14 protein-coding genes are annotated in these 13,614 nt (G+C 55.8%); all 14 read left to right on the top strand.

What is annotated here, in order from left to right; genetic code table 11:
* Positions 1-71: 71 nt before the first annotated feature.
* The 14 genes from ABEA92_RS06645 (at position 72) to ABEA92_RS06580 (ending at position 13,607) form a co-directional block, all read left to right on the top strand.
* Complete coding sequence (locus ABEA92_RS06645; protein WP_345683024.1) at positions 72-566, top strand: S-adenosylmethionine decarboxylase family protein; 495 nt, start codon at positions 72-74, stop codon at positions 564-566.
* Positions 563-2,095, top strand: a complete 1,533-nt coding sequence (locus tag ABEA92_RS06640; RefSeq protein WP_345683023.1) for a DUF4178 domain-containing protein — start codon at positions 563-565, stop codon at positions 2,093-2,095. Before ABEA92_RS06645 ends, ABEA92_RS06640 begins: the two co-directional genes overlap by 4 nt.
* Before the next feature lie 271 nt (positions 2,096-2,366).
* The gene (locus ABEA92_RS06635; RefSeq protein WP_345683022.1) at positions 2,367-2,630 is read left to right on the top strand and encodes a DUF350 domain-containing protein; all 264 of its coding nucleotides are present in this window, start codon (positions 2,367-2,369) and stop codon (positions 2,628-2,630) included.
* A 9-nt stretch (positions 2,631-2,639) separates the two neighbouring features.
* Positions 2,640-4,163 carry a polyamine aminopropyltransferase gene (locus ABEA92_RS06630; protein ID WP_345683021.1) on the top strand — a complete coding sequence of 508 codons (1,524 nt, stop codon included), beginning with the start codon at positions 2,640-2,642 and terminating at the stop codon, positions 4,161-4,163.
* Positions 4,160-5,809, top strand: a complete 1,650-nt coding sequence (locus tag ABEA92_RS06625; protein ID WP_345683020.1) for a flavin monoamine oxidase family protein — start codon at positions 4,160-4,162, stop codon at positions 5,807-5,809. The genes ABEA92_RS06630 and ABEA92_RS06625 overlap by 4 nt, the downstream gene beginning before the upstream one ends.
* Positions 5,810-5,813: 4 nt before the next feature.
* Complete coding sequence (locus tag ABEA92_RS06620; RefSeq protein WP_345683019.1) at positions 5,814-6,902, top strand: hypothetical protein; 1,089 nt, start codon at positions 5,814-5,816, stop codon at positions 6,900-6,902.
* A 255-nt stretch (positions 6,903-7,157) separates the two neighbouring features.
* Positions 7,158-8,099 carry a type II secretion system F family protein gene (locus ABEA92_RS06615; protein WP_345683018.1) on the top strand — a complete coding sequence of 314 codons (942 nt, stop codon included), beginning with the start codon at positions 7,158-7,160 and terminating at the stop codon, positions 8,097-8,099.
* Positions 8,100-8,128: 29 nt separating this feature from the next.
* Positions 8,129-8,887 carry a hypothetical protein gene (locus tag ABEA92_RS06610; RefSeq protein WP_345683017.1) on the top strand — a complete coding sequence of 253 codons (759 nt, stop codon included), beginning with the start codon at positions 8,129-8,131 and terminating at the stop codon, positions 8,885-8,887.
* Positions 8,884-10,038, top strand: a complete 1,155-nt coding sequence (locus tag ABEA92_RS06605; RefSeq protein ID WP_345683016.1) for a type II secretion system F family protein — start codon at positions 8,884-8,886, stop codon at positions 10,036-10,038. The genes ABEA92_RS06610 and ABEA92_RS06605 overlap by 4 nt, the downstream gene beginning before the upstream one ends.
* The gene (locus tag ABEA92_RS06600) at positions 10,025-10,420 is read left to right on the top strand and encodes a hypothetical protein (RefSeq protein ID WP_345683015.1); all 396 of its coding nucleotides are present in this window, start codon (positions 10,025-10,027) and stop codon (positions 10,418-10,420) included. Before ABEA92_RS06605 ends, ABEA92_RS06600 begins: the two co-directional genes overlap by 14 nt.
* The gene (locus tag ABEA92_RS06595; protein ID WP_345683014.1) at positions 10,407-10,883 is read left to right on the top strand and encodes a type II secretion system protein; all 477 of its coding nucleotides are present in this window, start codon (positions 10,407-10,409) and stop codon (positions 10,881-10,883) included. The genes ABEA92_RS06600 and ABEA92_RS06595 overlap by 14 nt, the downstream gene beginning before the upstream one ends.
* Positions 10,880-11,233 carry a hypothetical protein gene (locus tag ABEA92_RS06590; RefSeq protein ID WP_345683013.1) on the top strand — a complete coding sequence of 118 codons (354 nt, stop codon included), beginning with the start codon at positions 10,880-10,882 and terminating at the stop codon, positions 11,231-11,233. The genes ABEA92_RS06595 and ABEA92_RS06590 overlap by 4 nt, the downstream gene beginning before the upstream one ends.
* The gene (locus ABEA92_RS06585) at positions 11,230-12,285 is read left to right on the top strand and encodes a DUF1559 family PulG-like putative transporter (protein ID WP_345683012.1); all 1,056 of its coding nucleotides are present in this window, start codon (positions 11,230-11,232) and stop codon (positions 12,283-12,285) included. The genes ABEA92_RS06590 and ABEA92_RS06585 overlap by 4 nt, the downstream gene beginning before the upstream one ends.
* Complete coding sequence (locus ABEA92_RS06580) at positions 12,282-13,607, top strand: DUF1559 domain-containing protein (RefSeq protein ID WP_345683011.1); 1,326 nt, start codon at positions 12,282-12,284, stop codon at positions 13,605-13,607. Before ABEA92_RS06585 ends, ABEA92_RS06580 begins: the two co-directional genes overlap by 4 nt.
* Positions 13,608-13,614 lie beyond the last annotated feature (7 nt).

Here is a 13,614-nt window from a genome sequence, read left to right as displayed (position 1 = left end):
AGCAAAACGTCCAAACGAGACCGAAGGGCTCACGTCCTTCCGCTAACAAGAAACCATCACTGATTCGCAACATGAAAACCGCAGCGCACGACGTGCCATCCATTCCGAAGTTCGATCAACCGCTTGCCGTGTCGGCACGGGTGGGGACCGAGTGGATCGTGGATGCGTATGGATGCAGCGAGGCGGCGTTGCGAAATCTTGAAATCGTCGGGGGCATTTGCCGCGATGTGGTTGCCGAACTCGGGTTGCGAGTCGTCGGCGAGCCACAGCAGCATGCCTTTCCTGGCCACGGCGGCGTCACGGCGATGTACATGCTTAGCGAATCGCATCTCGCTTGCCATACCTATCCCGAGCATCGCTTGGCTACCTTTAATCTGTATTGCTGCAGCGATCGCCCGGCATGGGATTGGAAACAGCAATTGGCGACGCGTCTGCATGCTAGCGAGGTGGTGCTGCGAAAGGTCGTGCGAGGTAACCATGCGGCGGATCCAGCGAGGACCACCCATCGCTGCGATCACGCTGCCAATGATGTCGTCAGTGACAATGTACAGCGAGAGCAGGGATGAAGCATCGCAGCGCAGCATGTCCATCGTGTGGTGGCCCCGTCGAATTCAAAACCGGTTCATCGCTGGTCACGATTTGTGACTTTTGTCAAACCGCCGTAGCGCGAGGCGACAAAGAGGTTGCAGATTTCGGCAAGGTTGCCGACGTGGGTGAAACCAACTCGGGACTGCGTCTTGGATTATCAGGAACATTCAATAAACGCGGATTCTATATTTCGGGTCGCGTCCGTTATTCGCATCCCGCCGGTGGCATTTGGGACGAATGGTATTTGGTGTTCCCAGGCGAAAAGTGGGGATGGTTGACCGAGGCGCAAGGCAAGTTTTACTTGATGTTCGAACGCGAACTCACAAGCAAAATCAAATTGCCTGAATACGATTCGCTGACGCTCGGCGGTCAGGTGGAACTTGGACGCAGCCAGTTTTCGGTTCGCGAGAAAGGGATTGCGTCGGTGGCGGCTGCCGAAGGCGAAATTCCGTGGGCGGTGCATCCCGGCGCCGACCACAAGTTCGTTGATTTGCAAGGACTCGAAGGGACGTTTGCAACGCTCGAATATGGCGAGCGAACGAGCGTGTATATCGGCAAAGAAATCTTGTTGGCCGATTTGGGCGTCGACACCAGCGGAGCCGATCCGGAAAGCGAAAAATTGCCGGTTGCGGCGCTGCAGTTGAACTGCCCGCATTGTGGTGGAACGTTGTTGCTGCGGACGCCCGATGAGACCGAGCGTGTGACCTGCCAAAATTGCCATTCGCTGCTGGATGCCAATCACGGCAAACTTGCCTACCTGCAAACGCTAAAGGCCAAAGAGATCTATCCAGTCGTTCCGATTGGCAGCGAGGGCAAGTTCTTTGGCGACCAATACACCGTGATTGGAATCATGGAACGCTTTGCCTTGTACGAAGGCAAAACGTATCCATGGACCGAGTACTTGCTGCACAATCACAAACTCGGGTTCCGTTGGTTGGTGGAAAACCAGAACCATTGGTCGTTCGTCGAGCCCGCGTCGTACATGGGGAGTACGTTTGGAAACCGTGTGACTTACAATGGCGATTCGTATCGCATTTTCGATCGCGGAACGGCGTATGTGCGGTACGTGGTGGGCGAGTTTTATTGGCGAGTCACGGTGGGCGATGCGGTGCAAACGGCGGACTACATCTCGCCGCCGAAGATGTTGTCGATCGAAGAATCAAAAACTAAATCGTCCGAGGAACGCAACGTCTCGCAGGGCACCTACTTGTACGCTGAACAGATCGAAGCGGCATTTGGAATCTCTGGGGTTCGGCGTCCTTGGGGCGTGGGGCCGATGCAGCCAGGTCCGAAATTAGGGAAATCGTTCTATCTGAGCTGGGCTGGCTTTCTGGGACTGATCCTGTTGGTCCAACTTGTGTTCATCATGCGTGCCGATGGTTGGATGACGTTTTATGCGATGTTGTTTGTTTCGTTGCCAATCATTGCGTTCCACTTTTATGCCCACAACTTTGAGCGGCAACGCTGGTCCGAAAGCGATTACAACCCCTACGCCAGCAGCGATTAAGCAAAGCATTTAAATAAACGAAGGCTCACAAAACTCGGTGGAATCGGCTCGTTTGCCAAAGAGAATGGATTATGAAAAAAGTAATGCTCATCATTTACCTCAGTTTTGGAATGAGCGTTTGCGCATGGTATTCGGTTGCGGCGGCTAAAGGTTGGCAGGCGCCCAACCTTGGATTTGTAGATGGGTTTGCGGCCGGGCGAGTGTCCGGCGGCGGCTATGGTCGATCGTACGGTGGTTCTTGGGGAGGCGGGAAATAGTGTTGGGAATTCAAATGAGTATGCATTCGTTGTTGTTGGTCACCGCGCAAGCGGCGGAGAGTTCGATGAATTTATTAGGAGTTCACCTCGTCGCTGCGATTTTGTTCGCAGTCGTCGGGATCTTGGTTTTGTTCGCGTCGTTGTGGATCATGGAAAAGTTGACTCCATTTTCGATCGTCAAGGAAATCGAAGAGGACCACAATCAAGCGTTGGCGACGATCGTCGGTGCGATTGTGTTGGGGATTTCGGTGATCATTGCCGCCGCGATTCTGGGTTAAACAACGTCGATGAATCGTGCTCCGCTCGCCTTGCTGTATCTCAACGTGCTCGTCATTGCGACCTGCGGGCTGATCTACGAATTGCTTGCCGGGACGCTGGCCAGCTACTTGTTGGGCGATTCGGTCACTCAGTTTTCGCTGGTGATTGGCGTCTACTTGTCGGCGCTTGGGATCGGATCGTGGTTGTCGCAGTACATCGAAGAAAAACTGGCGAAAACGTTTATCGAAGTCGAGCTGGCCCTTGCACTGGTGGGCGGTTTGTCGGCTCCGTTTTTGTTTGTCGCGTTTGCATGGATCGAGTGGTTTCGAGTCTCGCTGTTTGGGCTTGTGCTTCTGATTGGCACCTTGGTCGGGCTCGAACTGCCGCTACTGATGCGGATTTTGAAAGAACATCTCGATTTCAGCGACCTGGTTTCTCGTGTGCTGACGTTTGATTACATCGGTGCGCTGCTTGCCTCGCTGTTGTTTCCGATCTTGTTGGTGCCGCAATTAGGTTTGGTGCGAACCTCGCTGCTATTTGGCATCTTGAACGCACTGGTCGGTTTATGGGGCACCTATTTGCTGCGGCCGATTTTAAGCAGCAAAGGACTCGGGGGGCTGCGTGGACGCGCGGTCTTGGTGGTGGGGCTTTTGGTCGTCGGATTCATCAAGGCGGATTCGTTGACCACGATCGCCGAGGAAAGGATGTTGTCGCATCCGATTGTCTACGCCAAACAAACGCCTTACCAACGAATCGTTGTCACGCAGAACCAACAAGGGTTTCAGCTGCATTTGAATGGGCATTTGCAGTTTAATTCGGCCGACGAATACCGCTATCACGAAGCCTTGGTGCACCCGGTCATGTCGGCGGCGGTGGATCCGAAACATGTGCTCGTGCTCGGCGGCGGCGACGGACTGGCGGTTCGCGAAATTCTCAAATACCCGTCCGTTGAAACGGTAACGCTGGTCGATATTGATCCGGAAATCACCTCGCTTGCCAAAACGTTTGGTTTGATGGTCGATTTGAATCGAGGTGCGTTGCTCGATCCGCGAGTCACGGTCATCAATCAAGATGCATTCATCTGGGTACGCGACACGAAACAACAATTTGATGTCGCGGTCATCGACTTTCCCGACCCCAGCGGCTATTCGGTGGGGAAATTGTACACAAGTCGATTTTTTCAAATGTTGAAACAACATCTGAGCGATTCGGCTCGGATTAGCATCCAGTGCACCTCGCCGTTGGTCGCGCCGAATTCGTATTGGTGCGTTCTCAACACGCTCAAAGCAACGGGGTTTGATGCGATTCCGTATTGCGCGTCGGTTCCTTCGTTTGGTGTTTGGGGATTCGCCTATGCCACGATGACGCCGTCCGACGGGGCTCCGGCCGAGTTGTCCGATGCGGTGGGCGAGCTGCGGTTTCTGAATCCATCGCAGTTCAAGGCGATGTTTGATTTGCCATCGGATATCCAGCCGATGCAAACCGAGTTGAACCGATTGAACAATCAGGCGCTTGTGCGTTATTACGACCAAGAATGGAGTCGCAGCGAGTGAGCGATTCGCCCCCGATGTTAAATCGTCGCGATCTGATGACGCTGTTGCTTGGATCCGGTGTCGCCGCAACGGTTGGATGTTCTCGGCAATCGCTGCCACCGGAGGGCGAATTGCTGAGTCCCGACCTCTCGGTGGGGCACCGCATTCGTGACGGATGGCGCCCGGTTTTTGATCCGAGTGCCAGCGAGCATGTGGACGTGTTGATCGTGGGGGGCGGTATCGCGGGGCTGTCGACGGCTTGGCGTTTGAAGCAAGCGGGGTTCGAGGATTTTCGTCTGCTTGAAATTGAAAAGGTCTTTGGTGGCACGTCACGCAGCGGACAAACCCCAGCGTTCGAGTTCCCCTGGGGAGCCCACTATGTGCCCGCGCCGATGAAAGAGAATCGGGCGTTGCTGACGCTGCTCGAAGAGATGAGCGTGGTGGTGGGCAAAAACGATGACGGTTCACCACAAGTCGCGGAGCAGTACCTGTGCCGCGACCCCGAAGAACGTGTGTTCGTCGACGGTGAATGGATCGAGGGACTGTATCCCTATTCGGGTGCGTCTGCCGAGGATCTGCATCAGCTAAAGAGGTTCCAGGCCGAAATCGACGCCTGGGTTGCCCGCCGCGACGATCAAGGCCGAAGGATGTTTGCGATTCCTATCGCGACGGCATCCGATGGTGATGTGATTAGATCGTTGGATCAAATTTCGATGCAGCAGTGGATGGACGAGCATGATTTTTCGTCGCCGCGATTGCGATGGCTCGTTGATTATTCGTGCCGCGATGACTATGGATTGACGACCGATCAGACGAGTGCATGGGCCGGAATTTTCTATTTCGCGTCGCGAGCACAAACGACCAGCACATCGACTCAGGATGTGATGACGTGGCCAGAGGGAAACGGTCGCTTTGTCAAGCATTTTGTCAATCGCGTGCAGGATCATCTGCGACCTGCAACCGCCGTTTGTGACATCCAGCTCGATCCAGCGGAGAACGACGCCGCGAAGATCACCGCGTGGGACAGCGTCGCGGATCACAGCGTCAACTACGATGCCGAGCACGTTGTCTTTGCTGCTCCGCAATTTTTGGCACCCTATTTGATCCGCGATTTTCAGCGGATCGCCGATCGATCGACTCGGTCCTTTTGGTACGGTTCATGGGTGGTGGCGAATGTTCATCTGCGTGACCGTCCACAAGAAGACGGCATGCCGATGTGCTGGGACAATGTGATCTACGAAAGTAAGTCGCTCGGCTACGTGACGTCGACCCATCAAACGGGACTCGATCACGGGGCCACTGTGTTGACGTGGTACTATCCGCTGACGCAGCACGAAGGCAAGCTTTCACGCCAACAGTTGCTGGGGATGACATGGTCCGATTGGGCCGAGATTGTGATGGCCGACTTGTCGCGTCCGCATCCCGAGATCGCTTCGTTGATCGCTCGCATCGATATCATGCGGTGGGGGCATGCGATGATCCAGCCTCGGCCTGGGTTTGTATTCAGTGATGACCGGCGACAGGCGTCCAAACCGATCGGCAACCTGCATTTCGCCGGGACCGATCTCAGTGGGGTCGCATTGATGGAAGAGGCTTTTTATCACGGCGTGCGGGCGGCCGAAGAAGTGCTGGCCAAACAAAACCATCCTTTCGAGTCGCTATTGTAAGGTGATGGTCACGGTGTCCGAACAAGCGAGCGGCGAATCGATCCCTTGGCTATTTTCGCCGCGGGTGGATTTGCTTGCGTTCTTGGGCAGCGCCCTGATTGCGTTTGCGCTATTGGCGATTGGCATTCCGTTCGGTTGGTTGCATTCGGACACGCCTGAGTGGGCCTGGATCGTGGCGATCTTGTTGATTGATGTCGCCCATGTCTACGCCACAGGGTTTCGCGTCTATTTTGATCGTGCCGAACTGCGTCGTCGTCCCTGGTTGTATGGGTTAACACCGGTGTTGGCGTTTGTCATAAGCTGGGCCATTTACAGCGAAAGCGTCGTGGGGTTTTGGCGAGCACTTGCGTATTTGGCGGTGTTCCACTTCATTCGTCAACAATACGGCTGGGTCGCACTGTATCGGTCTCGCGGGGGCGAGACGAGCCGGATCGGGTGGTGGATCGACGCCAGCGCCATTTATCTCGCGACGATCTATCCGCTGGTTTATTGGCACACGCATCTACCTCGCCGTTTTTGGTGGTTTCGTGAAGGTGACTTCGCCACGATTTCGGTTGACATTGCGATCGGGATCGCGCCGTTGTATTGGGCGTCGCTGATCGCGTATGCGGCGCGTTCGATCTTCCGTGGGGTCGTCAAAGGCCAATTTTCGCCGGGGAAGGATATCGTGGTTTTTTCGACCGCGCTGTGCTGGTATGTAGGCATCATCGCATTGAATTCCGATTACGCATTCACCGTGACCAACGTGATCATCCACGGCGTGCCCTACATGGTGCTGGTTTATTGGTACCGCTGGCGTTCGGCAGATTCGGCCGATGGGCACCCAAAGCGAGCCGCTGCAACGCGAGTGGCCAAGTTCTTGGGGCTCGTGTGGCTGCTGGCTTATGCCGAAGAATTGCTCTGGGACAGCGGGATGTGGCAAGAGCGAACGTGGTTGTGGGGCTCGAGTGTTTTCAGTGCTTTGGGCAACATCGAGGGGATCGATATCGCATTGGTTCCGTTATTGGCCGTGCCACAAATTACCCATTATGTCCTGGACGGATTCATATGGCGACGAAGATCGAGCCGGCGTCTAGCCGAGATGGTCTCCTGAGCGACGTGCCCCACCAGACTACTGCGAAACGTTTTCGGCCGGCGCCATTCTTTTCCCCCACTCCCCACTCCCCACTCCCCACTCCCCACTCCCCACTCCCCACTCCCCACTCCCCACTCCTCACTCCTCACTCCTCACTCCTCACTTTCCCTTCCCCTTTCACCCACCCCGCGTGCTTGCTTTGCCTACGTGACATGCTTATTGTAATGGCACTGAATCTTCCTCCATTTCTCAGTTAATGCGGCCGAGACCCCCGTGGCGAAGCTTTCTCAGATTCAACTTGCTGCTCTGCTTGAAGAAATCGCCAGCGCCATGCGCCGCGATGTCTCGGTCGCAGACGCGCTGCGGCGATTGCAGCGAAGTCGCCTTGGGCGGGTCGGACGTGTGGCAGGTGAGGTGGCCGATCGGCTAGAACAGGGGCAAAGCATCTCGAGTGCACTTGATTCGCTTGCGTTGCCCAACCGGCCTCAGTTGGTGGCATGTGTAAGGACGTCCGAGCAAACGGGCGACGCTCGGTTGTTGGTGCGGCTCGCTCGTTTGATACGCAAGCAAGCCGATTACCGACGTAACGTCCGATTGGCGTGGGTGTACCCGGTGATGCTGGTCGTGTTGGCCTATCTCGTATTGGTGTTGTTCATGACACGGATGGTACTCAGTGAGGAGACCCCCGATATCCACTGGCCCGCTGCGGTGGTTCAATTTAGCGAGTGGTTGTCGGAATATTGGATCTGGCCCGCACTCATCTTTGCCGCCGTGATGGTTTTCGCAGCGATTCGATTTCGCAGTCGGATTCCGTTTCCCAAGAGCGTGCGGCTCGGTTTGTTTTGCGAATCGTTAGCTGACCAAATTGCACTGGACGTACCCGATGATGTCGCGATCAAAAATGCAGCGGCGCTCTCCGGGGCGAATTCGTTTGCATCCATCTCTAACCCCAGCATGCAGAGTCCCGAGATCGTATCGATGCTGTCTCGCGTTACCATGGAAACGATGGACGTTCCTGAGGTCGCGGCAAAAGAGGTGTTGGTCGCTCGTCTTCGCTACCTCGCCACCATTCATCTAGAACGTGCACGACGCCAACGTTATTGGTGGACGCATCTCGTGCCGCGATTAGCGATCGTCTCGTTTGGGACGCTGTTTGTGTTTTCGTATATCGTTTGGGTGATCGGGCCTGTGTATCGACAGGTGGCGCAGTGGTAAGAAAACTTGACGCTGTAGCCGAACGCTTGATGGCGTCTGGCACCGAACACGAAGCCAGTGCGCTGCAGTGGTTGGACGGACAACAGCAACGTCGCAACATGACAAAACGGGCAATCTGGTCAACCACCAGCGGGTGGTTGTTTGTGATTGCATCGGGGTTTATCGCAAGTCTCGTGGCAATCAAAATTTCGGCGGATGTGCGAGCCATAACGACCACCACCCAGGACATGTGGGGTGAGGTCGACACGCCGCAGCGTGTGTTGTGGGTTCCTTATGTCACGGTTGCGATCTCGATTCTGTTGATCGGATTTGCGGTGGTGTCAATCATTCGCGGTGGATTGCCTGGATATCGATCGACACAATCGGCAATCCAGTGGGCTGCGGCTAGCGATGCGGTGTCTCGTTTGCTGGAATCGGGCTGCACTTATTCCGAAGCGTTCACGGTGACGGGCAAGGTGGTTAAACCAGGAGCGGCGAAGGGATGGTTGCAGGATGCGGTGCGGCGATTAGAGCGGGGCGAATCCGACGTAGGGTTAACGGCGTGGTCACGCGGCGACGCGGCTTTATTGGAAGCGATCATTGATGGAGCCACCTCGCGGCCCGAACAACAGTGGCAAATTGCGTCGGATCATTTCAGCGAGGTCGCTCAGCGCCGTTTGGTCTTGTTGACTCAATTGATGCCGATGTTCTCGACCGTGGTAGCAGGCGGATTGATTTGGATCGCGGTGGCGACCACGCTCGGTTGGTTCTGGTACACCGTGTCCAGCATGATCGGAGGCCTGACATGAACACCTATCTTGCCGCCGGTCTACGGACTTTTGGTTACTTTGTCCTCTTCGTCATCTTGCTGTTGGTATTGCCAACGCCGATCAGCGTCCTGTTCGCCACCTTGGTGATCGTGGGGGTCGAAGATTTTCGGCGACGCCGCTGGCAACATGCCACTCGGACGTTCAACGAGATGATTTGTTCGATTCAGCAGCATGATGGTCGTATCGAGAACGTGGTCGCTGCGTTCTCGCGATCGGGGCCTTTGCGAAACCAATGTCGGCAATATCTGTACCGACTGCGGGCGGGACAGGATCCGGTTCACGCTGCCGAAGCATCCGGCGTTCCGCTGTCGTTTTCCACCGCAATCGCATTGCGGACGATTCGCAGGCCGTCGACCAACGCGACGCGAGCCATGCCCGTTTCGCATGACCGATGGGTTCAACATTCGGACGAACTGTCGGATATCGATTCCAACGACATTCCGGCGTACGGGCAATTCATTTATCTGATTACCGTTGCTTTGATGGTCTATCTTTGTTTGACCTTTCTCGCGTTATTCATCACGCCAACGCTCGAAAAAATGCTCGAAGAATTTGGTCGAGATTTCGAAGCTTCGAGGTTGCTCTTGAGTAATTTTGCAGCAGGATGGGTATTGGTAGGGTTGTTGGTCGTATGCGGGATGATCGTTCCGGTGCTCAGCCGCGGACGGATTTTTGGTCTGCGGCTTCCCCAGTGGATTCCAATGCTTCCGCATCGTGCGAATCGAAAAGCGGAAGTGCTCAATGGATTCGCCGACGCGATCGAATTGGGCATGCCGATGGATCAGGCGGTTCGCATCGGGCATTCGATCGCACGTTGGGCGTCGCAACGAAATGAGATGCACCAGGCCTACGTGCGACTCGAATTCGGTAACTCGATCGCTGCGGTGATGCGGCAAGCAAGGTGGTTGACGCCGACCGAAGCCAAGTGGATCGAAGGGGCGTCGCCGGATCGCATGAGTGAATTGTTACGCTCCATTGCCGATCAAAACGTTCGCAATGCCAATGCGAACAGCCGTTGGTTACTAGGGATCTTTTTTCCCGTGGTGATCGTTTTATTGGGGGTGCTCGTGCTTGCGTATGGAATTGGATTGTTCGCGTCGTTGTCGGAGATCATCCATGGGATCGCTTAGCCATCGCCATACTCGACGTCGCGGCAGTTTGATCGTGGAAGCGGCGATCTGCTTTGTCTTGCTCGCAACGGCTGTCGTGGCACTAATGAAGTTAGCACAAGGCAGTTCCCGGCTGTCCAAGCAGGCGGACCAGCGGCTTGTGGCGACACTTGCCGCCGAGAACACGCTCGAGCGTCTTCAGCACGTGGGTACTGACGCGCTCAAGTCCCGTGCGGAAGAGATTGCTGCGGCGATCGCCGAGCAAACCCGTTGCGACGTCCAGGTGACGGTCGAGGATTTTCAGTCGCAATTGCGATCCGGGACCCATCTTCGCGTCGAAGCGAGCTGTTCGCCGGAAGTTCGCATCACCCTTCACGATTGGCGGTTGGATGATGATAATTGAAGTGCGCCGAATCGACAGAAAACCACGACGTGCCGTCACCTTGATCGAAGTGATTGGAACGCTTTCCGTTTTGCTCGCGATCGGGATCTCCGCGGCGACGATCATGTCGTCGGTCACAAAAATTGGACAGCGTGGCAACACTTCGGTTCAGCAGCGGCAAGCGATCCAGCGATTTGCCACGCAGTTTCGCGCCGATTTTCATCAAGCCATCGCAGTCCAGTCGCAACCGGAAGGCTGGCCATTGGAATTGCAGAGCGACGATTTTGGCGTGCGGTACGATTTCAGTGCGGAACAAGGGACATTGCGACGGACAACATTGAAATCGAACCAAGTGACGAGTGTCGAATCGTTTGAAATCGGCACGCAGCGAAAACCGACACTGAAAACGGACGAGAATCGCGTGACCGTTTCCATCGACACCGAGCCTTCGTCGTACCCGTTTATTGTCGAGGCTGTGCAATGAGTGGCAACCAAAGATCAAAACGGAGTGTTCGCCGAGGAGCCGCCTTTCTGCTGTTGGTGGTCGTGGTGCTGATGGTGGTGGTCGAGGCGACTCGGACGATGTTGGTCGGCGAGTTTTCGCTGCGAAAATCCGAGACGGAACGCACGCGAGTTCGCACGATGATCGCCGCAATCGATGCGGTTGGTGCACTCGGCGAAGGATCGGTCGATTTGCCGGTCAATGAAGCAAATCAAGAACGGATCGTCGTCTCCTTGGGCGAAGATCAACAAATTACCGCACGTTGGATGCGGGGCGACCATGTGGTCGATCAGTTGACAAGACAGCAGCAAGAATCGGAGTCCGAAGAATGACACAATCCCGTAGCGGAACTCGTCAAGAGTTTCGGTCAGTCTCGTTATACGCCCCCGAGCCGAGCGACTTCGCGAGGGTCGCAATTTCCCAGCGACGTCGGCGTCGTGGTTTCACGTTGGTCGAGCTGTTGGTGGTGATCGCAATCATCGGCGTGCTGGTCGGATTGGCACTTCCCGCGATGCAAAACATGCGTGAACTGGCTCGCCGCACCGCGTGCCAACAAAACCTGACACAGCTGTCGCTTGCGTTGTCCTCTTATTCGCTTCGCAACGTTCACTATCCGATGGGCACGGTCAATCCGACGGGCCCGATCCAAAACGAGGCGGTTGGGTACCACCACAATTGGATCAGCGGGTTGCTGCCGATGATGGACGCGCAAAGTGTTTACGAAGCAATCGATCGCAGCAAAAGTGTTTATGCACCGGCCAATGCTGACGTGCGGAGTTTGTCGATACCGACGCTACAATGTCCATCGCAAACGGGCATGCGTGAAAACACGACTTGTTACGCCGGCATCCATGCCTCCAGCGAAACTCCGATTGATGAAGACAACGACGGGGTGATGTTTCTGAACATCCCCGTCACCGATTCGGATATCACCGATGGTTTGGCGTATACCGCGTTTGTTGGCGAAAAACTCTCTCGGTTCGAAGAGGACTTGGGCTGGATCAGCGGCACGCGATCAAGTCTTCGCAACACCGGGCATGCGATCAATGCGGAACTAACGCGGATCCGCGGTCCTCAGGGGCCTGAACAAGAGGTCTCGGAGACCTACGTTGGTGGGATCGCCAGCGATCATCCCAACGGAGCGAATGTGCTGTTGGGCAACGGTAGCTACCGATTTTGTAATCCGTCGATGGACGCCACGATTCGGAGACAGCTCGGTTCACGCTCCGATGGTGAGATCCCCACGGAGTGGAAATCGGACGAACCCTATGCCGAGCCTCGATCGGCTTCCGAAACGCAATCCGCGACGGAGTCGACCACCAACAACGCCGTTGAGTCAAGCGACAACGAGCCCAGCGAAACAAGCAACGAGGATTCCGAATGACATCCTCGACGGGGCGAACTTTGAATCTCGCCGCGCCGAATCAGCTCAAGCATTGTTATCGCACGGCACGCCGCTGCGGTTTCACGACGGTTGAGCTGTTTGGCGTGTTGCTGATCATCACCGTATTGGTTTGGATGTTGTTGCCGGCGGTGCAAGCAGCACGAGAACAGGCACGGCGAACGAGTTGTGCCAACAATCTGATGCAAGTCGGGCTGGGCGTGCAGGCCTACCACGAGGCGTTCACGCAGTTTCCGGTGCAGTTGTCGGGGACCGACAGTGGTGCCGCGGCAGGCAAAGACAACGATCGCCGGCTCAGCATCTTTGTCGGATTGTTGCCGTTTTTGGACCAACAGGCGGCCTGGGACGAGATCCAGAAAACTCGCCCGTTTGATGATTCTTTCGGCTACGGCATGATGTCGATGTATCCCGACGATGAATCGATGTATCCCGAGGACGAATTCGAAAGCGAGTCAGAGTCAAACGAACCGTGGGTAGCCGGTGGCCCGGAACCGTTCGTGGGTGAGTACGAACCGTGGCATTGGGAGATTGCGGTGTACCGTTGTCCAAGCGACCCGGGCACGGGCGAGCCTGGGTTTGGCCGGACCAATTACGCCGCCTGTTTCGGCGATGGCATGGTGGCCGCAGATTCAGGGCCACTGCGAAAGGTCGACGAGACGTTTGTGTACGATGAAACGTTGGCCGAGCAAACTCAAGCTGCGATGCGTGGTGTGTTCGTGCCACGCGTGGTGACGCGACGTAGTGATATCACCGATGGTTTGGCCAACACCATCTTGTTAGGTGAAATCGCCACCGATCTTGGTGATAAAGATATTCGAACGTCGCCGATATCAGGTCCCGGTCCGGAGCTGCGAGATCATCCCAATTGGGCGCGTGACATGGCCATGTTGGTGGATCCCGAACGTCCTCAGTTTTGGTTGGTGCAAGCGGGGACAACCGAGCTCAGTTTGGTTGGCGACGTGGGGCGAGGATTTCGTTGGGCCGATGGGATGCCGTTGTATTCGGGGTTCAACACGATTCTGCCCCCCAATCGCGAAATCACCTTGGAACAAGACAAGGACGACAGTTGGGGCGTGTTAACGGCCAGCAGTCGTCATCAAGGTGGCGTTCACGTTTGCTTTGCGGATAACAGTGTGCGGTTTATCAGCGACAACATCGACGCGGGCAACGACAGCAATCCTTCGGTGTACGCTGGCAGCCCCAATCCGGCTGGCAGCAAGAGTCCGTACGGTTTGTGGGGAGCACTGGGAACACGTTCCAGTAGCGAGCTGAGCTTGTTGCCCCCCGCGTCCGCAATCCCATAGCGAACCT

It is taken from the genome of Novipirellula caenicola (assembly GCF_039545035.1).
In the GTDB taxonomy this organism is placed as follows: Bacteria; Planctomycetota; Planctomycetia; order Pirellulales; family Pirellulaceae; genus Novipirellula; species Novipirellula caenicola.
The sequence above is the reverse complement of the archived record's forward strand: the minus strand, read 5'-3'. Positions and strand labels throughout refer to the sequence as shown.

What these genes read in the sequence shown, in the direction of transcription:
- ABEA92_RS06645 (WP_345683024.1), top strand. Translation starts at nt 72, where the DNA reads ATGAAAACCGCAGCGCACGACGTGCCATCCATTCCGAAGTTCGATCAA.
- ABEA92_RS06640 (WP_345683023.1), top strand. Translation starts at nt 563, where the DNA reads ATGAAGCATCGCAGCGCAGCATGTCCATCGTGTGGTGGCCCCGTCGAA.
- ABEA92_RS06635 (WP_345683022.1), top strand. Translation starts at nt 2,367, where the DNA reads ATGAGTATGCATTCGTTGTTGTTGGTCACCGCGCAAGCGGCGGAGAGT.
- ABEA92_RS06630 (WP_345683021.1), top strand. Translation starts at nt 2,640, where the DNA reads ATGAATCGTGCTCCGCTCGCCTTGCTGTATCTCAACGTGCTCGTCATT.
- ABEA92_RS06620 (WP_345683019.1), top strand. Translation starts at nt 5,814, where the DNA reads ATGGTCACGGTGTCCGAACAAGCGAGCGGCGAATCGATCCCTTGGCTA.
- ABEA92_RS06610 (WP_345683017.1), top strand. Translation starts at nt 8,129, where the DNA reads ATGGCGTCTGGCACCGAACACGAAGCCAGTGCGCTGCAGTGGTTGGAC.
- ABEA92_RS06605 (WP_345683016.1), top strand. Translation starts at nt 8,884, where the DNA reads ATGAACACCTATCTTGCCGCCGGTCTACGGACTTTTGGTTACTTTGTC.
- ABEA92_RS06600 (WP_345683015.1), top strand. Translation starts at nt 10,025, where the DNA reads ATGGGATCGCTTAGCCATCGCCATACTCGACGTCGCGGCAGTTTGATC.
- ABEA92_RS06595 (WP_345683014.1), top strand. Translation starts at nt 10,407, where the DNA reads ATGATGATAATTGAAGTGCGCCGAATCGACAGAAAACCACGACGTGCC.
- ABEA92_RS06590 (WP_345683013.1), top strand. Translation starts at nt 10,880, where the DNA reads ATGAGTGGCAACCAAAGATCAAAACGGAGTGTTCGCCGAGGAGCCGCC.
- ABEA92_RS06585 (WP_345683012.1), top strand. Translation starts at nt 11,230, where the DNA reads ATGACACAATCCCGTAGCGGAACTCGTCAAGAGTTTCGGTCAGTCTCG.
- ABEA92_RS06580 (WP_345683011.1), top strand. Translation starts at nt 12,282, where the DNA reads ATGACATCCTCGACGGGGCGAACTTTGAATCTCGCCGCGCCGAATCAG.